At 41.2% G+C, this 21,397-nt stretch carries 22 protein-coding genes; 11 read left to right on the top strand and 11 right to left on the bottom strand.

The window, feature by feature from the left end; all coding sequences use genetic code 11:
* Nucleotides 1-131 precede the first annotated feature (131 nt).
* Nucleotides 132-1,070: a peptidylprolyl isomerase gene (locus BMW59_RS05000; protein WP_177174186.1), complete on the bottom strand. Its 939-nt coding sequence runs from the start codon at nt 1,068-1,070 to the stop codon at nt 132-134.
* 168 nt (nt 1,071-1,238) lie between these two features.
* Between BMW59_RS05000 and BMW59_RS04995 the strand changes: the two genes are divergently transcribed.
* Entirely contained in the window at nt 1,239-1,325 is an 87-nt protein-coding gene (locus BMW59_RS04995) for a YjcZ family sporulation protein (protein WP_093048154.1), read from the top strand.
* A gap of 42 nt (nt 1,326-1,367) precedes the next feature.
* Entirely contained in the window at nt 1,368-1,454 is an 87-nt protein-coding gene (locus BMW59_RS04990) for a YjcZ family sporulation protein (protein WP_093048151.1), read from the top strand.
* A 123-nt stretch (nt 1,455-1,577) separates the two neighbouring features.
* Here the strand turns inward: BMW59_RS04990 and BMW59_RS22000 are convergent, their stop codons facing one another.
* The gene (locus BMW59_RS22000; protein WP_093048148.1) at nt 1,578-1,757 is read right to left on the bottom strand and encodes a hypothetical protein; all 180 of its coding nucleotides are present in this window, start codon (nt 1,755-1,757) and stop codon (nt 1,578-1,580) included.
* Between the two features lie 290 nt (nt 1,758-2,047).
* Here BMW59_RS22000 and BMW59_RS04980 point away from each other — a divergent pair, with 290 nt between their 5' ends.
* The gene (locus tag BMW59_RS04980; RefSeq protein WP_093048145.1) at nt 2,048-2,632 is read left to right on the top strand and encodes a YpmS family protein; all 585 of its coding nucleotides are present in this window, start codon (nt 2,048-2,050) and stop codon (nt 2,630-2,632) included.
* Between the two features lie 49 nt (nt 2,633-2,681).
* Nucleotides 2,682-2,816 carry a hypothetical protein gene (locus BMW59_RS22195; RefSeq protein ID WP_281244216.1) on the top strand — a complete coding sequence of 45 codons (135 nt, stop codon included), beginning with the start codon at nt 2,682-2,684 and terminating at the stop codon, nt 2,814-2,816.
* Nucleotides 2,817-3,210: 394 nt separating this feature from the next.
* Here BMW59_RS22195 and BMW59_RS04975 read toward each other — a convergent pair whose 3' ends face one another.
* The 4 genes from BMW59_RS04975 to BMW59_RS04960 form a co-directional block, all read right to left on the bottom strand.
* Entirely contained in the window at nt 3,211-3,774 is a 564-nt protein-coding gene (locus tag BMW59_RS04975) for a DUF3267 domain-containing protein (protein WP_093048142.1), read from the bottom strand.
* Nucleotides 3,775-4,215: 441 nt separating this feature from the next.
* Nucleotides 4,216-4,797 (bottom strand): HTH-type transcriptional regulator Hpr, encoded by a 582-nt coding sequence (locus BMW59_RS04970; protein WP_093048139.1) that lies wholly within the window; start codon nt 4,795-4,797, stop codon nt 4,216-4,218.
* A gap of 337 nt (nt 4,798-5,134) precedes the next feature.
* A complete protein-coding gene (serC, locus tag BMW59_RS04965) occupies nt 5,135-6,220 on the bottom strand; it encodes a 3-phosphoserine/phosphohydroxythreonine transaminase (protein ID WP_093048136.1) in 1,086 nt (361 codons plus the stop codon).
* Between the two features lie 191 nt (nt 6,221-6,411).
* Nucleotides 6,412-6,840: an HIT family protein gene (locus tag BMW59_RS04960; RefSeq protein WP_093048133.1), complete on the bottom strand. Its 429-nt coding sequence runs from the start codon at nt 6,838-6,840 to the stop codon at nt 6,412-6,414.
* 292 nt (nt 6,841-7,132) lie between these two features.
* On the opposite strand from BMW59_RS04960, the gene BMW59_RS04955 reads away from it, so the two are divergent.
* Genes BMW59_RS04955 through BMW59_RS04945 form a run of 3 tightly spaced genes read left to right on the top strand, consistent with a single transcriptional unit; the run spans nt 7,133 to nt 9,855 of the window.
* Nucleotides 7,133-7,879 (top strand): ABC transporter ATP-binding protein, encoded by a 747-nt coding sequence (locus BMW59_RS04955; RefSeq protein ID WP_093048130.1) that lies wholly within the window; start codon nt 7,133-7,135, stop codon nt 7,877-7,879.
* Nucleotides 7,872-9,095: an ABC transporter permease gene (locus BMW59_RS04950; protein WP_093048127.1), complete on the top strand. Its 1,224-nt coding sequence runs from the start codon at nt 7,872-7,874 to the stop codon at nt 9,093-9,095. The genes BMW59_RS04955 and BMW59_RS04950 overlap by 8 nt, the downstream gene beginning before the upstream one ends.
* A 28-nt stretch (nt 9,096-9,123) precedes the next feature.
* Nucleotides 9,124-9,855, top strand: a complete 732-nt coding sequence (locus tag BMW59_RS04945; RefSeq protein ID WP_093048125.1) for an EcsC family protein — start codon at nt 9,124-9,126, stop codon at nt 9,853-9,855.
* A 78-nt stretch (nt 9,856-9,933) separates the two neighbouring features.
* On the opposite strand, the gene BMW59_RS04940 is transcribed toward BMW59_RS04945, so the two are convergent.
* The 4 genes from BMW59_RS04940 to BMW59_RS04925 all read right to left on the bottom strand — a co-directional run bounded on the left by BMW59_RS04940 (nt 9,934) and on the right by BMW59_RS04925 (nt 13,749).
* Nucleotides 9,934-10,455, bottom strand: coding sequence for a class F sortase (locus BMW59_RS04940; RefSeq protein WP_093048123.1), 522 nt, complete (start codon nt 10,453-10,455; stop codon nt 9,934-9,936).
* A 13-nt stretch (nt 10,456-10,468) separates the two neighbouring features.
* Complete coding sequence (locus BMW59_RS04935) at nt 10,469-11,290, bottom strand: DUF4397 domain-containing protein (protein ID WP_093048121.1); 822 nt, start codon at nt 11,288-11,290, stop codon at nt 10,469-10,471.
* A 398-nt stretch (nt 11,291-11,688) separates the two neighbouring features.
* Complete coding sequence (locus BMW59_RS04930) at nt 11,689-12,867, bottom strand: M20 family metallopeptidase (RefSeq protein ID WP_093048119.1); 1,179 nt, start codon at nt 12,865-12,867, stop codon at nt 11,689-11,691.
* 135 nt (nt 12,868-13,002) lie between these two features.
* The gene (locus BMW59_RS04925; RefSeq protein WP_093048117.1) at nt 13,003-13,749 is read right to left on the bottom strand and encodes a cytochrome c biogenesis CcdA family protein; all 747 of its coding nucleotides are present in this window, start codon (nt 13,747-13,749) and stop codon (nt 13,003-13,005) included.
* Nucleotides 13,750-13,945: 196 nt separating this feature from the next.
* Here BMW59_RS04925 and BMW59_RS04920 point away from each other — a divergent pair, with 196 nt between their 5' ends.
* The 4 genes from BMW59_RS04920 (at nt 13,946) to hemY (ending at nt 19,726) form a co-directional block, all read left to right on the top strand.
* A complete protein-coding gene (locus tag BMW59_RS04920; RefSeq protein WP_093048115.1) occupies nt 13,946-16,114 on the top strand; it encodes a transglycosylase domain-containing protein in 2,169 nt (722 codons plus the stop codon).
* A 192-nt stretch (nt 16,115-16,306) separates the two neighbouring features.
* A complete protein-coding gene (gene hemE / locus BMW59_RS04910) occupies nt 16,307-17,359 on the top strand; it encodes a uroporphyrinogen decarboxylase (protein ID WP_093048111.1) in 1,053 nt (350 codons plus the stop codon).
* A gap of 12 nt (nt 17,360-17,371) precedes the next feature.
* Complete coding sequence (gene hemH, locus BMW59_RS04905; protein WP_425441253.1) at nt 17,372-18,304, top strand: ferrochelatase; 933 nt, start codon at nt 17,372-17,374, stop codon at nt 18,302-18,304.
* Nucleotides 18,305-18,307: 3 nt separating this feature from the next.
* Nucleotides 18,308-19,726: a protoporphyrinogen oxidase gene (gene hemY / locus BMW59_RS04900; RefSeq protein WP_093048104.1), complete on the top strand. Its 1,419-nt coding sequence runs from the start codon at nt 18,308-18,310 to the stop codon at nt 19,724-19,726.
* Nucleotides 19,727-20,010: 284 nt separating this feature from the next.
* Here hemY and BMW59_RS04895 read toward each other — a convergent pair whose 3' ends face one another.
* Complete coding sequence (locus BMW59_RS04895; RefSeq protein ID WP_093048102.1) at nt 20,011-20,970, bottom strand: agmatinase family protein; 960 nt, start codon at nt 20,968-20,970, stop codon at nt 20,011-20,013.
* Between the last annotated feature and the right edge of the window lie 427 nt (nt 20,971-21,397).

Genomic DNA, 21,397 nt, shown 5'->3' with positions numbered 1-21,397 from the left:
AAAATCGAGCCTTTTAGGCTCCCCTTTTGTAACGTTCGGACAGATAAGTAAAGACCCACTCAGCAGGCAGTACCTTAACTGAGTGGGTCAAAAATTGCGTATGTTATCTATTGACGAGGTTGAGGCAGCTCTTACTCGGTTTCAGTATTAAAAAGATGCTCATACTCTTCAGAGTGGACTTCGATATTAATATTATCCATCAACTCTTCTTGTTCTTTATTCATTCTGTGAAGTTTTCGCTCGGTAAATGCTGCCCTCAGCTGTTCTTTTACTTCGTCAAAGTCATCCTCAAAAGGAATACGGTCAGTGACCTCAATAATATGGAATCCAAACTGGCTTTCAACTGGATCACTTAATTCCCCGATTTCCAGATTAAATGCTGCTTCTTCAAAAGGAGGAGTCATCGTTCCTCTTCGAAAACTGCCCAGACTGCCGCCTTCATCTCTGGAACCAGGATCTTCAGAATATTCCTCGGCAAGATCAGCAAAATTGTCTCCTTCATTTAAACGGTTATGGAGCTCTTCAGCTGTCTCAGCGTCAGAAACAAGGATGTGTCTGGCTTCGACTTCTTCTCCTTTTTCAAATTCTTCTTGAAGTTCTTCATCGCTGACTTCACCGACATGACCAACACGATGCTGCATAACGAGGTGGTTAACGATACGTTCCCTAAGCTCTTCTTCATCAGCCACTCCTTGCATCTGCATCATTTCATAAAACTGTTCTTCATTTGAGACTCCCATGTTTTCCATAAGAGAATCAATTTCATTTTGGACATCTTCTTCATTTATTCCTAAATTCTCTGCTTCAGCTTCAATTACTTTTTGCTGAACTAGCTCAGTGAGTACCTGGTCACCGTATTTGTGTTTTAGAGTCTGAATAAATTCTTCTTCAGTCACATCCCCCGCATCAGTTTCCACAATAATCTGCTCATTGGTTTCTCCGTTATCAGAATTAGCCAGGTTATTTGCTTCTGAATCATTCGTGCACCCGGTCAGCATTACAAACCCTGTAAAAATAAATAATACCGTTCGTTTTATCACTTTACCCGTCACTCCTATGTTATTTTTCATTAAATTGATAAAGCTTCTGTATAAATATAGCATATACAAAATCAGTTTGGAATATTTTCTTAACCTTACCTTCTTATTCAACTTTTATTTAAAACCGTGATAAACGTCCATACATTTTTTAATTTTAGTAATAGGATGTATGGAACGTTAAAACAAGGAGGAATTTAAATGTCTCACTCTTATCATTCAGGCTTTGCATTGTTAGTTGTACTGTTTATTTTACTGGTAATTATTGGCGCGTCCTGGGGGTACTAAATCATTGGAGCGCTCTGCATAATTTCAAGAGGAGGTGTTAATATGAGTTATTCACATCATAATGGTTTCGCTTTACTGGTGGTATTATTTATCCTTCTCGTGATAGTAGGGGCTTCCTGGTGGTATTAAAATGACCTAAAAAGAAAAACTTGGCTCTTTGCCAAGTTTTTCTTTTTAGGTTCGCTCTGTTGAAAATAAGTGTTAATTTTACCTTAATTATTAACAAAACATTTAGTTAAAAGAGCGGTTATGCTAAGTTAAAAATATCCTGAAAAATGAAGAAGTAATCAGTATGGTTATAAGAACATTAATAGTCCTGAAAACCTTCCCTTGCCGCTCTTCAGGTATTTCTTTTTGAATACATAACGAGTTTGTCATAGAATTAATAATGAAAAGATACAGTGTAGCAAAAAGGAAAAAAGGTAAATACATCAAGTAAGTAACCTCCATTTAAGGTAGACTTCTATCCTACTGAATTTAAACTCTAAAAGTGACTGAACAGGGAAAATGTGATCCTGTAAAATTGAAGGCAGGATGAGTGTCTTTAATCATAATATGTCCATTGTAACAGAGATTTCCCTTTCCGTGAAATGAAGAAACTGGGATGTTAGCAAACTTGCATAAGAGCCGGGTTTTGTTTAAAGTTTTTAAAGAATGACTTTTTTTATAAAAGAGGAGGGAACACATTCCTCAATCATTAATCATCCACATAGGAGGGCGTTATGGTTAATAAATGGAAAGCTGCTTTTTTTATTCTGGCGGGTTTAATTATTATATTCTTTATTACGGCAATCGTCTGGGTGAACAATACTTTTCCTGATCCTGAGGAGGGAGAACGGGGATTTGAAGCTTACGAGTTTGAAGATCGTGAAGGGGCTTCCTTCACCGTAACTACAACGAGAGAGGATATAAACTATTGGCTTCAGCAGGAACTGGCAAAAGAAGAGGATTCGGATAAGTATGAGTTATATATAGAAGATGCTGTCTATATGGAAACAACTGTTCAAACTTTTGGAGTCACTATCCCTATAGAAATGGTTCTGTCTCCAAATGTGACAGAGGAAGGAAATCTGGAACTGCGGGAAGAGGCATTCAGAGTAGGTAATATTAACCTTCCTTCAAGCCGTGTGTTCCAGTTAATCAGTGCCACTGTAGACCTGCCGGAGTGGATTTATGTAGTCCCTGAAGAAAGCTTATTTTATGTTAATGTCAGGGAAGGGGTCTCTGAGGAGATGGTATTGCAAATTCAATCATTTGACCTGGAAAATAATGATATAGAAATCCATATCACGTACGATGAATGGTAAAAACTGAAGAAACAAACTTAAAAAAAGAACCCTTTAAGAGGGTTCTCAGATGGTCGAGAAACCCACATTTATAGAAAATGCGGGTTTCTTTTTTACTTGCTTTAGTGAAAAGGGAATTGGAACAATGATTGAAGAACGAAAGGCGCCGGCGCCAGCGCCAGTACAGTCTGAAGATCCAATTTAACGAAGCTCGAGGCTGAGTTAATTTTAGCTAATCCTGTAGAAAAACGCACCCGCTAAATACTTTTTTTCTGGTGAACGAAGGCGAGGACACCCGGAGGATTGGCGAAGTCTGAAAATCCACTTTCCCGAAGCAATCCTTCGGGAAAGTTAGTTGAAGACAAGCCCTCGGGTAAAGAAAACACAGCGAGGTTCTGTCGAGCTGATGTTGCACTTATGCCTGTGGTGTAAGCCTTCGCCGGAAGTGAACCGACAGATTAAAAAGACAATCCCCTGGGCAAGCGTCGGCCTGGCGGACTGAAATCTCCTTTTCTCAAAAGAACAGCCGAACAAAATTCGAGAATTTTGTTCGGCTTTCTTTATGATAACTATTCTTTTGTCCCAGCCTTGAGAACCCTTTATGAGGGTTCTTTTTTCCAGCTATCAGTAAAAGTTGGATAAAGGACGTAAAATCCGTCCCGGGTTTCTTCAATCAAACACTCTTTAGGTGCGCTTTTAATCTGTTTAAAATTCATAAAGTCATAAACACAAATACCGACATTCAAAGCAGACATCATAGCAATATAATGAACGAGATGAGGAAATAAAAACGCTCCTGCTATTGAAACAGCTGTTAATAAAAAAGCAGGCGAAGCCGTTGATAATAAACTCATATGCTTGGAAAGCGGCTGTTTTGTTGAGTAATAGAAATATGGCCATTGATTTTTTCTGATTCCAAAGGTTGCTTTTTTACCGACGAGCCATATAGGAAGACAGTGTAAAACTAAATGGAGCGGCAAAACAACAGCAAGGGAAAGAAGCAGAAAAATTGCCCCGTAATCAACCAGAGGTGCTGCAAAGAAAAAGGTTCTGAAAACCATAAAGAATATTAAAAAGTATCCCATCATAATAAGTGATGATAAAAACCAAAGACGCATTTTACCAAATTGTGTTTCTACCGAAATTGTTTTTAGACAGTTCATCTGCTTCCACCTCCCAAAGCTGTAGCCTGCATTGAAAATACGAAATTATATATTGGAAATAAAGTAAGCTTCAATCAAGCACTATAGTAATTTACGATGAAATCGAAAAGAAATCAATAGTTTTTAGCAAAAAAAATATTAATTTTTCAGCTCTTCGTTTATTGTGAAGCGTTCACATCTTCTGTTCTTCTAATTCCTTTGATTTCCTAAGGATATCGAATGACTCTGTTTGAATATGTTTTTATGAAATGTTTGTGACACTTAGTAAAATACATTATCTTTTTACAAGATTCATAAGAGAATATTACTTATAAATCCATACGATTTTTTGAAATACTTTGAATGAGATAATTTCGGCACGGATCAGAGCATAAATAAAGCCCCCAAATGTTAGCTTGCGGCTAACACTTGGGGGCCAATGAGGCACCGTCTGCTTTTTTACTAAGAGGACGACGCTTCTTTATTTTTCGGGATGGGGCGCAGTTTCCCATCCTCTTCAGTAAAATCTTCTTCAAATTTGGATAATGATTTCTCAAAAATTGAAATAAAATCAGGGCCGTAAATATGTTTAACGATACTCATCAGTTCTGAGAATTCAGGAAACTTTCCATAGAGGTCTTTAATCGGCAGCGAGCCGCTGTAAACCCCGTAAGTCTGCGGGTTATAACATTCAAACGTTTCCAGTAACAACTCTTCACCCTCGGGAGTGAGATAAACGTAGGTATTCCGTTTATCGGTCTGGCGTTTTGAAAAAGTCAGTAACCCTCGTTCTTCCAATTTTTTCGAGAAATTAAATGCGGTAGACACATGCATTACCCCGAATTTTGCAATATCGGAGATTGATGCCCCTTCCAGATGATAAGCGATCCACAAAATATGGTGCTCATTGATGTTTAAATCGAATGGCTTAATCCAGGCTTGCCAGTCCTTTTCAATAGACTTCCATAGGGCTTTACTCAGCTGAGCTATTTTATGACTGAACATTATAGACTGTTTCATGGATTGCGAAGATTGTTGATCCATAGTTTCCCTCCATCTGAAAAGTTAAATTTTCATATTTTCAAAAAATTCATTATTTTACTAGGAAAATGATATTAACATCATAACATAATAAATGTTTGGTTCTCAATATCATTCTGTATTTTCTGAAAATTAAATTAGGGAACTGATGGACCATTGGACCCGGAAAATACCTCCATGTGGTGCACTTTTTAAAATAATACCATAAAATTACAATTATATAAGTGAGTTTTGCCAGGAAAAACAGGCTCGTTTTTCCTGGCTATTATATTAATGAAGAACGTCAATATTATAGAGAGGTAGAATTGGTTTAAAGCGTTAAAGTGGAAGTTTAAAATAATCAGCTGTGTCTATTCATAAATTCGATCATGAAGTCTTTAAGGATTTTTACATGGGAAACAGGTACCGCGTTGTAATTCGAAATCCGGCATCCGCCAACAGACCGGTGCCCGTTTAATCCAACAAAACCTTTAGCTGCTGCTTCTTGGAGGAACTTTTTCTCAAGATTTTCCGATGGAAGTCGGAAAGTTATATTCATCATGGATCGTGAAGGAACGCTGGCGTGTCCTGTGTAAAAACCATTAGACTCGTCTATCAGGTTATAAATCATGTCTGCTTTTTCTTTTGCCAATTGAGCCATTCCTTCTACGCCGTGTTGTTCATCAATCCAGTCAGCAACTAAGCCGGTAATATAGACTGCTGCCGTTGGCGGAGTGTTATAAAGTGACTGTTTATCAGCGTGCTGTTTATAGGACAAAGAGGGAGGCAGCTGGCTGTTAGCTTTTTCAAGTAAAGATTTTCTTAATATAACTAACGTTACTCCTGACATACCTGCGTTTTTCTGGGCTCCGGCATATACCATATCAATATTTTCCCAAGGAATATTCCGGCTCAATATATCACTGGACATATCTACAATGACAGGGCAGTGACTTTTCTCCGGGAAATCAGGCCATTGGGTACCGAAAATAGTGTTATTGGATGTCAAGTGAACATAAGCCGTGTTTTCCGGCAGCCCACCCAAATCAACTGAAGGAATATAGCGGTAGTCATTATCTTTTGAGCTGGCGAACGTTTCAACCTTACCGATCGCACTTGCCTCTTTTTGCGCTTTTTCAGACCATGACCCTGTTAATACGTAGGCGGCGGATTTATCTTCAGGGAGAAAGTTCATTGGGACCATAGAAAATTGAAGGGTGGCACCTCCCTGCAGAAACAGGATCTCAAACTCCTCAGGAATATGAAGAACTTTTCTAATCTGATCGATAGCATGAAAATGAATTTTTTCGTATAAAGCGCTCCGGTGGCTCATTTCCATCACCGCCATACCGGATTGTTCAAAATTGAACATTTCTTCCTTGGCTTTTGCTAAAACGGGCGCAGGTATCGGACTGGGCCCTGCATTAAAATTATAAACTGTTGTCACTTTACAAAACCTCCTGAATAAATTCTTTAAACTTTCTGACAATCCTGTTTAAAAATAATGGGCTCCGTCATTAGGGCTGCTGATTTTAAAAAAAGGCCGCTCCGCTCTTTAAAACAGCCTGCCATTAACAGAGCTAAATAATAAATTGTACGAGAGTTAGTTCCCGTACAATCGATTTGCTTCGGGTGCCTTTACAGTTTTGATTGAATCGTTTTTGCAATGTTTTTTAAATCTTCAGAAGAGTATTGGCTGCTGTGGTCGTGCCAGACAGCGCCGAACCCGTCCCCTTTTCCATAGCGCGGAAGCAAGTGAACATGATAATGGAAAACAGACTGGCCGGCAGCTTCCCCATTATTGTTGAGCATGTTTAATCCGAGAGGGTTAAACGCCTTCTTTATAGCATTAGCTACTTTAGGGACTGCTTTAAATAACTTTTCAGCTGTTTCTTCAGATAATTCATAAAGGTTTTCTTCATGATTTTTTGGAATTACCAGCGTATGACCTTCTGTTACCTGGCTTAAATCGAGGAAAGCCAGAACATCTTCATCTTCATACACTTTCGCAGAAGGAATATCACCTGCGATAATTTTACAAAAAATACAGTCTTCTTGTGCGTGCATAGTTATCACCTCTTTAAATAGGATGGCTTAAGCGGATGGACTTATGTATGCTTAAGGAAGCATAGAAGATCAGAAGTTAAAGCTCACAGGGAAGGCCTTTTATGCAGAGACCGCACGTTCTTAAAAAATTGAAAGTTATACAGTCTGCCCCCTGCGGTGCTTTAACATCACCTAATAAAAATCTTTCTTAACATATTATCATATTTTTGCGGTGCTTGCTTTTCAAGTTTAAGTGTTTTAGATATAGTAAAGAATGGAATAAGATGTGGTTAAGAGAAGGAGGAATTGGCAGATGAGTGAATTGTTGGATGTCCGGCAGATTTCAGGCGGGTATCAAAAAAATAAGCCGGTCTTACATAATGTCTCTTTTTCCGTCCATCCGAATGAGATGGTTGGGTTAATTGGTCTGAACGGGGCCGGGAAAAGTACGACAATTAAACATATTCTTGGATTGATGGAACCTCATGAAGGGCAGGTTCGTATTCTTGGGAAAACGATGGCAGAGAACAAAACCGATTACAGGCAGAATTTAGCCTATATTCCTGAAACTCCTCTTTTATATGAAGAAATGACACTATGGGAACATTTGGAGTTAACAGCTATGGCTTACGGATTGGAAAAAGAGGTTTTTGAGGTACGGGCAAACCGTTTGCTGAAAGAATTCAGGATGACTAAAATGGCAAAATGGTTCCCGAGCCATTTTTCAAAGGGAATGAGGCAAAAGGTGATGATTATGAGTGCCTTTTTAATCAGGCCTTCTATTTACATTGCTGACGAACCTTTTGTGGGCCTCGACCCTATAGGAATAAAATCTTTTCTGGACAGAATGCTTGAACTTAGGGAAGAAGGATGCGGAATTCTTATGTCTACCCATATATTAGCGACGGCAGAAAAATATTGCGACCGGTTTTTGTTTCTTCACCAGGGAAAAATTATATTACAGGGAACGATGGATGAACTGCAGGCGCAGGCTAAAATGCCCGGTGCAGACCTGGACGATATTTATGTTGAAATGACGAAGGAAGATCGACATGACTAATGCGGAGCTTTGGGATAAAAGGCGCAGTGATTACTGGACTATGGCGGTAAGATATCTGCGCCTTATTGGAAACAGCGGATTTTTATTTACAATTTATTTACTTTTTGTGTTTGGCAGCTATTACTATGGGCAGTTTTTGCAATGGCTCCCGGAAACTTTTCCAGCTGTCATCTTTTTTACGCTGGTCTTTACGTGGCTAACAACCAGAGGCCGGGTCCGAACGTTCTTTAAGCAAGGCGATCTGATTTTTCTTACTCCTCTGGAAGGAAAACTCTCAGCATATATTCGTTCCTCTATCCGGTACAGCTGGATGATGGAGACGTTTTGGCTGACTTTAAGTATGCTCATCCTTGCCCCGTTGTTTTTTGACAGGCTCAGTGAGACAGGAACCAGTTTTATTCTTATTTTACTATTATTAAGCGGATTAAAATTATGGAATCTGGCAGCCGGCTTTGAAGAACAAAGAGTACTTGACAGGAAACAGTACACAAACCATACATTCCTCCGTGCAGGACTTAATGCTGTAGCTGTCTATGCCCTGTTTTCCCAGCAGCCCTGGTGGCTTTTCGCTTTTATAGCTGGTGCGCTGATTATTTTCTATATTGGGTATTACAGAGCAATAGCCAGAACTTACAGTTTAAAGTGGGAAAGGCTCGTTGAGATTGAAAATCAGACCGTGATGACTTTTTACCGGGTAGCTAACAGCTTTACTGATGTACCGAGTTTAAAATCAAAAATAAGGTTTCGGCGCTGGTTGAATCCCCTCTATAACCTTGTCAGTTTCGAGCAGAAAAATGTTTATAAATACATGTTCGCCCGGTCTTTTTTCCGAGCTAATGATTATTTCGGAATATTTTTAAGGCTGACAATTATTGGCGGGTTATTCATATCGATTGTAGAGCTTGATTGGGGACGCTGGTTAGTTGCCGCCTTATTTGCCTATATGACGGCCCTTCAGATAGAAACATTAAAGAACCACTATGATACGAGCCAAATGGTTGATTTATATCCTCTCCAGACCGAAAATAAGCAGGCAGGGCATAAATTCTGGATTGTATTTCTCGGGATTATTCAGTCGCTTATCTTCGGAATAACGGCTTCACTTACTTACGGAGCCGGCCAGGGGCTTATCATTTTAGCTTTGTCACTTGCAGTTTATTCGTACCATCTGATGGTAAGACTTCCGAAAAAGTACGAAACTCTCTCCCGGTCTTAACGTAAAATATAAATAAGGAGGGACCGAGATGAGCGAGTATATGGAGAAGGTCGAGCGTGAGATGCAGCGTTGGGAACATAAAACACGCCGTGAACCATCAATGCCTGCTAAAGTCAGTAAACGATGGCAAAACAAAATTAATAACAGGCTGCCGGAAAGGTTTCATGCAGTGGTTACAGAAAGTGTAAGGCAAATGGTTCAGGCAGCTTTAGTGAGCAGTGATTATTTGTCCGATTTAAATAAGCTTGAAGATGTGCCGCTTGAAGAACGGGAATCAATTTTCGATAAACGGGTCACCACCTATAAGCGGACAGCGGCAGTAGAAGGGGCAGGCACAGGTTTCGGAGGGATTTTACTCGGGGTTGCAGACTTTCCGCTGCTGCTGACTATAAAAATGAAATTTTTATTTGATGCAGGAAAAATTTACGGTTTTAATGTCGACGAGATTGAGGAACGCATGTTTTTACTGCACGTCTTTCAACTGGCTTTTTCAAGAGAGGAAAAGAAGAAAGAAGTTTTTTATAAAATTACGAACTGGGAAGAAAACGTGCGGAGTTTAAAAGGTGAAGCAGCTGATTTAAGGGATTTGGACTGGAGATCTTTCCAGCTCGAGTACCGGGATTTTATTGATTTGCCGAAAACGCTGCAGTTAATTCCCGGCTTTGGTGCTATTGTAGGAGCAACGGCTAATTATCACTACTTGGATATTCTCGCCTATCATGCGAAAAACAGTTACAGACACCGTCTATTGAAGGGCTGAAGAGACTATTCTTTTTGTCTCCGCCTCATCAGAAAGCCTGTTTGGGAACAGTTCCCAAACAGGCTTTTTAACATGGTTTTAACCCTTTAAATCTGTAAAAATGACGAGACGCTCTTCGTGCGTTTTCAAGTCCCGGTTAAATAAACCATGGCATGTGATCAAATTCAGGCGAGGTTTACTCGAATAACCGAATATTTGTTGGATAGGGGCATTTTCCCTTGGATATGCTTTCAAATCAGTCACTTGGAAGACAAGCGTCTGGCTGTCAGCGGACTCTACGATTATTTCATCACCTGCAACCAGGTTTTTTAAAGGGAAAAAAGCAGCAGGCCCCGTAAAGTCATCCACATGCCCTGCAATAACAGCATTTCCTGAAGCTCCCGGTTTAGAAGAATTCGTAAACCAGCCGGCGACGTCCCCGGATTCCGGCAATTCGAGGGAGCCGTCCTTCTTTAAACTGCAGGATTCCACTGTCACAGACAGATTAAATTTTGGAATATGGATGAGTACAGGCGTCACACCTTGAGCAGTTAGTCCCTCAGCGGAAGCTGACGCGTGTACGTTCGATCCAAAAAGCAGAACGCCTGCTGACATCACCATATATAACTTTTGCTTAGTTTTCTGTTTGCCATGGCTGGCGAAATAATAAAAAGATTGAGCCAAGTGCGATTAAAATCATTAAGAAGCCGCCAAGGACAGTAGAGTTATCTGAATAGGAGGAAGCGCCGCCCATTCCAGTAGCCGGCATCTCAGAAGGCATGCGGTCCATAGATGGATCAGCGAGAACAATAGCGTCCAATCCAGGTTCGCCTTCTACTAAACCAACAGCTAATACTGTATAAAGCGTATCTGCTTCTAACTGAGTCTGAGGAAGTTCAAGGACAGCATCTTCAGTGCCTGCAACTCTGACTTCTAAATCGGCAGTCATTGGAGAAACTTCTGCATAATCCGTTACTGAAGGGAAAGAAGCACTTGCAAAAAGAACCTCTCCATTAGCGGTAATGTCAACGCTCGGCGCATCTGGTGAAAGGTGGCCGGCGCGAACCCAAGTCATACCTTCTGTTGCAGCAGTCTCATCTTCAATTACTTTCAACTGAAGGTTTTCCAATCTATCAATTGCTGCCACCGTATAAGCCTGTCCGCCTTCAACCGACAAGTCTTTCGTTAGTACCGCTGTTTCTAAGTCTCCTGCAGGAAAGATTTCAACCGTATGTGTGCCTTCAGGGAGTTCTAAGTAATCAGTCGGTGTTTTGAAATCAAGGTTTTCTACAACGACATCGCCATTAACCGCAATGTCAACCGCTGGAGCATCAGGAGAAGCATGCACTATCCTCACCATAGCATTTTCCATTCCGTCCGCTGAAACCATTTTTGTGAAAGTTACCAGGACAAATAAAATAGTTACAATACGAAGCATTACTTTTCTTTTCTTCATCTTTTCATCTCCTCGAGTGATAATTTACTACATTTGGTAGGATGATCTAATCACTGGGTAATTATGTATAATGAAATAAGAAAGTAATGGGATACTGATAAAATTGTTGTTCGTCTTTTACAATCTCGTGGTTAAGTGATTTCAGTCCGCCAGGCGGACGCTTGCCTAGGGGCTTGTCTTCAGCTAAATTCAACTCAGCTTGGAGCTTCGTTGAATTGGATCTTCAGCCTTAACCCCCTGTGGCGTCACCGCCTTCTGTCCTTCAATAAAAAACTGAGGCTATTTAATAATTGGTAAAACTAAAAGTGATCCACCTTTCTCAAAAAGAAAAGCCGAACAAAATTTTCGTTTGTTCGGCTTTCTTTATGATTTCTATTTTATTGTCCCAGCCCTCTAAATTAATTATTTTCAAACGTTTTTAAAACAAGGTTGCCGAGGACGTTTGCTCCATGAAGCATGGAGCGTTCATCTATATCAAAATGCGGATGGTGATGAGGATAGGCTGTTTCCCATTCAGGATTTTTTGCGCCTGTAAAAAAGAAAGCTCCTCTGACATTTTGAAGATAGTAGCTGAAGTCTTCCCCTCCCATTTGAGGTTTAGCATGCACCACTTTTTCTATTCCTGCTGTTTCAGACGCGGTTTCTCTTAAAAATTCTGCTTCATTTTTATGGTTTATAACAGCAGGGTAGCCTTTGAAATATTTAAAATCGGCTTCCGCACCGAAACTGGCAGTCACTCCATGAATGACTTCCGACATATCCTTTTGAATCTGCTCCTGGACCTCCTCACTGAATGTCCGGACGGTTCCGTCCATTGTGGCCGTATCTGCTATGACGTTAAAAGCGTTTTTTGCTTCAAAAGCCCCAATGCTTATAACAGCGGCATCAAGAGGGTCTACCCGTCTGCTGACAATGTTCTGTAACGATTGAACAATTTGAGAGCCGATTAACACAGCGTCTTTTGTAAAATGAGGCTGGGCCCCATGTCCGCCTTTGCCCTGCACCTTGATTTTGAAGCGGTCAGCAGCTGCCATAAGCGGGCCTTCATTATATTCTATAGTTCCTAAAGGAGTTGTCGCCCATAAATGGGTTCCGTAAATGACATCCACCCCATCTAAACACCCGTCCTCAATCATCGGCTTTGCTCCGCCGGGAGCTAATTCTTCTGCATACTGATGGATAAAGACCACATTCCCTTGGAGTTCCCCTCTCATCTCATTTAATGCTTTAGCGAGCACGAGTAGAAGCGCCGTGTGGGCATCATGCCCGCAAGCATGCATAACTCCGGGTACTTGTGATTTGTAAGGCACATCTTTCGCATCCTGGATAGGCAAGGCGTCAAAATCGGCCCTTAAAGCTACCGTGGGGCCGGGGGAATTACCTTTAAGCACGGCTGTGACTCCGTTTTCACCGACGTTTTCTCTTACATCATGCCCAAGTTGTTTATGATAGTCGGCAATATATTCGGGTGTCTTAACTTCTTTAAAAGACAGTTCAGGATACTGGTGCAAATGACGGCGGATATTCACCATTTCTTCGTAATAAGCTGCAAGTTTTTCACTTAGTTGTTTGTACATTCTCCTATCTCTCCTCGCAAAAAAATTCATACTTATAGATTCTTTATCTTTAAAATATTTCTGGACAGGACGGGCTATCTCCTTTATTTAAAAACTCTCATTCCTTTTTAAAAGGAAATGAGAGTCTGAAATAAGCTAAATATTAAATGGGATAAACTGTGACAGATAAGCAGCCATTCTGGCAAATATTCCGGTGAAGAGCATTACCCCTAAAACAATCATAATCGCCCCGCTTGTTTTCTGGATAACAGGCAGATACCGGTTAAGATTACGGATTTTATTAATCGATTTTGAATAGATCATGGCTACAATTAAAAACGGAATACCGATCCCGATAGAATAGAAAAATAAAAGCAGCATAGCTCCATACGTATCTGTACTTTGAGCAGCCAAGGTAAGGATAGAACCTAATACAAGACCAATACAAGGCGACCAGCCGGCAGCGAACACTAAACCAAATAAAACAGACCGGCCGAAGCTTGTTGATTTAGTAGGTTTCATAAGTTTTTTTTCGCTCATCAGGAAATTCAGGTTAAATACGCCCATCAGCTGAAGCCCGAATAATACGATAATGATTCCCCCAAGCTGTTCAAGCAGGCCCTGGTTCTGAAAGAAAAGGGTACCGATAAATGAGGAGGAAGCACCGAGAATTAAAAATATGGAAGTGAAGCCGATTATAAAGCCTATACTTCTCGTGAAGATCAGTCTCCGGTCAGCTGCAATTTCATTATCCGCAATTCCGCTCCCTGTCAGCTGAGCAATATAGGCAGGAACGAGCGGGAAAACACAAGGAGATAAAAAAGAAATTATTCCTGCAAGTAAAGCAATCCATAAGGACAAAAATGTGACTTCATTTATAACAAAAATACTCATTAAATCCATCTCTATAACCCCCAGCCAATTAAAAACAGTTATCACTAATACTATACACGAAAATTTAGTAAGTTAGAATGAATTTCACTTATTGTTCACTTGTTGAAACCCCAGGAAACCTTATCCCGTAAACTGGAGGTGTGAATATTCGTCAATTTTTTCGACGTGGCGTATAATGGTTAGATAATGGGGGGGTGAAACCATCATGTGGAAACGAAAGATGATGCTAGGTATTGTATTTATTCTATCATTCTTAATAATCGGATTCTCTGTTTATGCGGGGATCATCATATTTGGAAACTATGCCATTGATGAAAAAGAGCTGGTTTTTAATGAATCAACGACGGTGGTTAACCAGGAAGGGTATGAAATCACTAAATTATTTCTTGAAAACAGGGAAGTGGTGGACTTAGAGGAGATTCCGCAGCATGTTCAGGAGGCGTTTATTGCTGTGGAAGACCACCGTTTTTTTCAGCATACAGGCATAGACTTCAGAGCGATCGGGCGTGCTCTGTACAGGGATATTATCTCCCGATCTAAAGCTGAAGGAGGGAGCACCATCACCCAGCAATTAGCCAAGAACGCTTTTCTTACCCATGAAAAGTCATGGATGAGAAAAACTAAGGAAGTCTTAATTGCTGTGAATCTCGAAAGAAGGTACACAAAAGAGGAAATTCTTGAAATGTATTTAAACCGTATTTATTTCGGCCACGGGGCCCATGGGGTCGAAGCAGCGTCTAAACTGTATTTTGATAAGCCTGTCAATGACCTTTCTATAGAAGAAGGTGCTTTGCTTGCCGCCTTGCCAAAAGCTCCTAACCATTATTCTCCATTCCTGGACCCTGAAAGAAGCAAGGAAAGAAGAGATCTTGTGCTGGATGTGATGGAGCGCCGTGATTTCATTACAGCTGAGGAAGCCGTAAGGCTGAAGGGACGCACATTGCCTTCCGACCAGACGAAGATTACACAAAACCCTGCTTATTTAACTTATATTGATATGGTTTTGCTGGAAGCGGAGGAAAAATACGGTATAAGTGAAAATGAGCTGTTGAAAGGCGGTTATAAAATAGTCGTAGCGATGGATCCGGATGCCCAGCAAACGACATATGATAACTTTCAAAAAGATGATTTATTTCCGGCTTCGAAAGACGGACAGGATGTTCAGGGAAGTGTCGTGCTTCTTGATAATAAAACTGGAGGCGTTGCAGCAGTTCAGGGCGGGCGTGATTATGTGAGGAAAGGCTTTAACCGTGCTTTGGCAGAACGTTCGCCGGGTTCTGCTTTTAAACCTGTGGCAGTGTTTGCTCCTGCCATGGAAGAAAATCTGTTTAATCCGTTCTCATTATTAAAAGATGAAGAAATGGATTTTGAGGGTTACAGTCCTAGGAATATTAATCGGAGCTACGCAGGCGAAGTGACAATGTTTGACGCAGTGAAAAACTCGGTAAATCTGCCAGCTGTCTGGGCACTTGAGCAGCTTGGTGTGGAGACTTCTAAAGCGTACATGGAAAAACAGAATATCCTTCTTGAAGATGAAGGGCTCAGTATTGCGTTAGGAGGACTGGAGAATGGAGTCACTCCTGTTCAGCTGGCTGCTTCTTACCGTACATTTGCTAATGAAGGGACATACTCCGACCCTTATTTTATAGAAAAAATTTACAGCAGAAACGGTGACTTAATTGCCGAGAATGAAACAGAGGAAACGGAGGTCATTTCACCCCAGACTGCCTGGTATATGACAAGAATGCTGGAATCTGTCGTTGAGGAAGGGACTGGAAGTGCCGGCGATTATAAAGGGGCCTTAGCAGGTAAAACAGGAACGACTTCTTTTGAATCAGTGGAAGGAGCTGCCAGGGATTTGTGGTTCGCAGGATATTCCCCTGACCTGACCGGAGCAATCTGGATGGGATATGACCGTACAGATTCCGATTACTATTTGACTGACTCAAGTGCTGTGTCAGTCAGAGCGTTTAAAACGATACTAGGAGAAATTAATGACAGAAGAAGTGAAACTGCTTTGGCATTTCAAAAACCTTCCGGTGTAGAAGATTTGGCCGAGCCCATCCGGCTGGTTGAAATAACTGACTTATCGGCAGATTTTTCTGTCGGCTTCAGAGGAGCACACGTTGACCTGGAATGGTCAGGGAGCGGTGATAAGCGGGTGCATTACCGGATTTATGAAAGAACAGGCGGTGGGAAAACGTTAATTGATGAAGTAGTAGGTGAAACTGAGTATACTGTTCAAGGGGCGAGCTTATTTTCGTCATCACAGTATGTGGTAGTACCGTACAATCCCCAAATTGACAGAGAAGGCTCCGAGTCAAACGTCGCTGAAGCACGTTTTCGCCTGTTTTCCCAGGATAACGCTTCTTGAAGCTCTATTTCAGAAAAAATGGCAGGCAGGGACTTTTGGAAGGATATAACGGGAAATGTGATAAATGTGTGAACAAAAGAGCATCTGCACTATACCCGGATGCGGGATGTAGTGTAAAATTTACCTTAGTGTTCTTTTTTATTGGAACGCTTTTAATAGAGAGAAGTTATCCTATGATTTGAGGTGTAACCATTGACCGTTCAGTTTAATGACCAGTTTTTGAAAGCTTGTAAAAGAGAACAAATTGACCACGTTCCTGTCTGGTATATGAGGCAGGCAGGCAGATCACAGCCTGAATACAGAGAATTAAAGAAAAAATACAGTCTTGAAGAGATTACACACCGGCCTGAAACCTGTGCATGGGTAACCAAACTGCCGGTTGATCAATATAACAATGATGCAGCCATTCTTTATAAAGATATTATGACCCCTTTACCGGCCATGGGAGTGGACGTAGAGATTAAAAAAGGAATCGGGCCGGTTATTGGAAACCCGGTCAGGACTCTTGATGACGTTAAGCGTCTCACTAGTATTCAACCTGAACAAGACGTGGATTTTGTTCTGGAAACAATTAAAATCCTGCGTACACAGTTAAGCGTTCCTTTAATCAGTTTCAGCGGTGCTCCTTTCACACTTGCGAGCTATATGATTGAAGGCGGACCTTCAAAAAATTATAATAAGACGAAAGCTATGATGTATTCTCAGCCTGAAGCATGGAATTTGCTGATGGAAAAACTTGGCGATATGGTCGTAACTTATGTCAAATCTCAGATAAAAGCAGGTGCCCAGGCCATTCAAATTTTTGATTCCTGGGTTGGCGCTTTAAACCGGGAGGATTACCGGACATATATCAAACCGGTTATGGAGAAAATATTCTCCCAGTTAAGAGGAGAAGGGGTACCTCTTATTATGTTCGGAGTGGGGGCCAGGCATCTCACAATGGACTGGCATGACCTTCCTCTCGATGTCGTTGGACTGGACTGGAGATATCCTATTCAGGAAGCGCGGGCAGACGGGATTACTAAAGCGGTTCAAGGGAACCTCGATCCTTGTGTGCTGATGGCTCCCTGGTCTGTTATTGAAGAAAAAGCAAAACATATTATTGATCAGGGAATCAAGCAGCCTGGTTTTATATTTAATTTAGGCCATGGTGTTTTCCCAGAGATCGATCCGGCTGTGTTAAAACGGCTTACTTCATTCGTCCATGAGTATTCAGCTGAGAAATTAGCTCAAATTAACCGGTAAAGGGTGAATGTGATGCAGAAAACAATTGGTTTATTAGTTATGGCTTACGGAACACCAAGAAGCATGGATGAGATTGAACCGTATTATACCCATATCAGAAGAGGAAGAAAGCCTTCACAGGAGCAGCTTGATGATTTGACTGAACGTTACGAGGCGATTGGAGGGATTTCCCCGTTAGCTAAAATTACGACGTCTCAGACAGAAAAGCTGGAACAGGAATTAAACCGGCGTTCTTCTGATGTTCAGTTTAAAGCTTATCAAGGGCTGAAACATATTGACCCTTTCGTTGAAGATGCTGTACACAGCATGAAAGAAGACGGGATCAGCGAAGCGGTCAGTGTTGTACTAGCGCCTCATTATTCTTCCTACAGTGTAAAATCATATAATGGTCGAGCGAAAGAAGAGGCTGAATCTATTAACGGTCCATCAATTAAAAGTGTGGAAAGCTGGTATAATGAGCCGAAGTTTATTGATTACTGGGCCAAAGAAATCAGGAAAACACGTGAAACCATGTCTGAAGAAGAAAAAAACCATCACGTCGTTATTTTCTCCGCGCATAGCCTGCCTGAGAAAATTTTAAAAAATGGCGATCCATATCCTGATCAGCTAAAAGAAACCGCTGAATTAATTGCTGAAAAAGCTGGGGTGGAGAATTATGGAATAGGCTGGCAGAGTGAAGGAAATACGCCGGATCCCTGGATCGGACCGGATGTGCAGGATCTCACAAGAGATTTATATGAGAAGCATGAATATAAAGCGTTTATGTACTGTCCGGTAGGCTTTGTAGCTGACCATCTTGAAGTGTTATACGATAACGATTATGAATGTAAAGTGGTAACAGATGAAGTTGGCGCAGGCTACTACCGCCCTGAGATGCCAAATGCAAAGGACGAATTCATCGATGCCCTCGCCACAGTGGTTGAAAAAACATTAAAGGATGTATAACCTATGCCTAAACAAAGAATTGCAGTGATTGGCGGCGGTATGACAGGTCTTTCTGCCGCTTTTTACTTACAAAAGAAAATTAAAGAGGATAACCTTGATGCGGAATTTGTCCTGTATGAAGCGAAAGACAAACTGGGCGGCCGTATCGAAACGGATTACACTGATGGATTTATTATTGAGCAGGGACCGGATTCCTTTTTAGCCAGAAAGACAAGCATGACTAAGCTTGCCCGGGAATTAGGAATGGAAGACGAGTTAATTGATAATAAATCAGGTTCTTTCATTCTTCATAATAATAAGCTCTACCCTATGCCTGAAGGGGCCGTTATGGGTATTCCAACCCAATGGATGCCATTTATTAAGACAGGCCTTTTTTCGCCTGCCGGAAAAGCCCGTGCAGCTATGGACCTTGTGATTCCGCGGACAGCGGAAGGGGATGATGATCAGTCTCTGGGGAGATTTTTCCGAAAAAGACTGGGAAACGAAGTGGTTGACCATTTAATTGAACCACTCTTATCAGGGATTTACGCAGGAGATATTGACCGTCTAAGCCTTAAGGCTACTTTCCCGCAATTCAGGCAAATTGAAGCAAAGTACCGCAGTCTCATCGTAGGAATGAAAACTTCGATGGCAAAGCGTCAAAGTGCTTCCCCTTCTTCTAATGAACCTGAGAAAAAGCCGTCCGGGATGTTTTTAACCTTCAAAAGCGGCTTGCAGTCGCTCGTCGACCGAATGGAAGAACATTTGGACAACGAAAACGTACAAAAAGGAAAAGCGTTGACAGAGATTAAAAACGAAGATGAGCGCTGCCGTCTTATTTTTAGTGACGGGACAGAAGATACAGTGGACAAAGTTATATTGACTACGCCTCATCAGCACGCTTATGAGCTGTTTAACGGCCACGGATTTATGAAGCCTTTAGGAGACATGCCTTCAACGTCAGTAGCGACTATTGCACTAGCTTATCCTAAAAAAGCTGTTAAGAAAGATATTGACGGTACAGGGTTTGTAGTATCAAAAAAATCCGATTATACCATTACCGCCTGTACGTGGACTCATAAGAAATGGGAACATGCCGCTCCGGAAGATTATGCTTTACTGCGGGTGTACGTAGGTAAAGCTGGCGATGATGCAATCGTAGATCAGCCGGATGAAACGATCCTGGCTAAAGTGAAAGAAGATATTAATCATATTATGGACATTGAAGGGGAACCCCACTTTTACCGTATAAAGCGCTGGAAGGAATCAATGCCGCAATATGAGGTCGGGCATGTTGAGAAACTTCACTATGTAAAGACCAAACTGGCTGAACATTATCCGCAAGTTACTTTAACAGGTGCCAGTTATCACGGTATCGGCCTTCCTGATTGCGTGGATCAGGGTAAAAAAGCAGTTGAGGATATATTAACTGGCGGAAATTAAAGTGGAGTCAGAAACAAAAGAATAGTCATTAAAGAAATTCGAAGAAATGTTTGATAGTTGAACTGCTCCGTATCTCCTTGATATTAGGGCAGTTCACTTACGATATTTCTTCGGATTTTTGGTTTATTTGTGGTATTTAGGCTAGTCTGAGCCTCTGTTGTCATGAGAGCAAAAAAAGACCGCACGTATAAACGTACGGCTTCCACAGGGAGAGGAAAATATGAGAAAGTGGGGGGAGTTATATAATATTAAATACCCGTGTATTTTATGATTAAACCTCATTTTTAAACTTTTTTATTTTTAATATTTGTAACATGGCCTGCTAAGGCGTACAGTGCGACGAATGAAGCGAAGTGGGAACTGAAGTCATTGCCATCCTGCTGGGGATAAACTTCAACAAAGTCCATTCCAATGACTCCAAGAGAGCAAATTTCATGCACAATGTTTAACAGCTCATAAGAGTTTAGTCCATTGCCGTCTACCGGGCCTCCCGGGTTAAAGGCATGGTCCAGCACATCGCTGCAGATGCTGAGATAAACCGCGTCTGTGTTTTTAGAAGCAATTTCGTAGGATCTTTTAGCGATCTCCCTGACATGGGCAGCTTGCCGGATATCTTCAATTGTTAAAGTGGTTGTTCCTGCTTTTTGGGCCAAACGGCCATTTTCAGGCTTATTTCTTGGTCCATGTATTCCCAAGTGAACGAGAGACTCATTTACTACGCCATCGGTTTCATAAAGACGCGCGAAAGGGGTTCCTCTTCCATATGGGTCGCCATTTGACTCATTGTTATTATCATAATGGGCATCTAAATGAATAATACCTACTTTTTTCCCGGTCGCTTCGATGTAACCTTCCATAATAGGATAAGTAATTCCGTGATCGCCGCCAAAAGCAATTGGAAAGGTGCCTTTTTCCCATATATTTTTTGAGAATTCCCGGATTTTTCTCATTGTATCTTCCGGTTCAGCAGGAGTGACGGCAACATCTCCTTTATCACCAAGTTTCAAATGTTCAAATACATCTATGTGGTCCAGTTCCGGTAAATAGCCGCTGTACCTTGCTGAACTAAGCCTGATGACCTTAGGGCCCAGTTCGCAGCCTGTATAGTCGCCCCAGGTTACCGCTCCTTCCCATGGAACGCCATAAATAGTCACATCCATATCCTTTTCTTTGTCGGGGTTGCGGACTAAATTTTCAGCGCCTAAAAAACAGGGGGTATTACCATAAATAAAAGGTGTAGACATTATCATATCCTCCTCTGTAAAAGTGCTCTCTCTGTTAATTTCCCTTTTTTCTAACCTGCTAAACCAATTATTAAAATATGCTATGCGGGATGAGCTTGAAGCTTTTTTTCATAGCCGTATAAAAGCCCAGGGATCCTCTCCGGCTTTAATAAAGTGATTAGGTCCTCTCATCACGCGCCCCGGCAAGTGAGTGGGCCATAAACCGAAATTAAAATCCACTTAGAAGACGTAACCTGGCCAACTCATAAAATTCCTGTTTTGTATGCCATTTTTTCACCTGAAAAAATCACAGGCAACGCAAATAGAGGAAGCTGTATAAATCATTTGACCTAATAATATGATGTTTTTGTCGAGCTTTGCCTAGTTTAAAAAAGATACTGCAAAGATAGACATATTTGATATTGAAAATAGTCGAAAAAAGAGTGCA

The organism is Salipaludibacillus aurantiacus (assembly GCF_900111295.1).
In the GTDB taxonomy this organism is placed as follows: Bacteria; Bacillota; Bacilli; order Bacillales; family Salisediminibacteriaceae; genus Salipaludibacillus; species Salipaludibacillus aurantiacus.
This window is presented reverse-complemented; position numbering and strand designations above follow the sequence as displayed.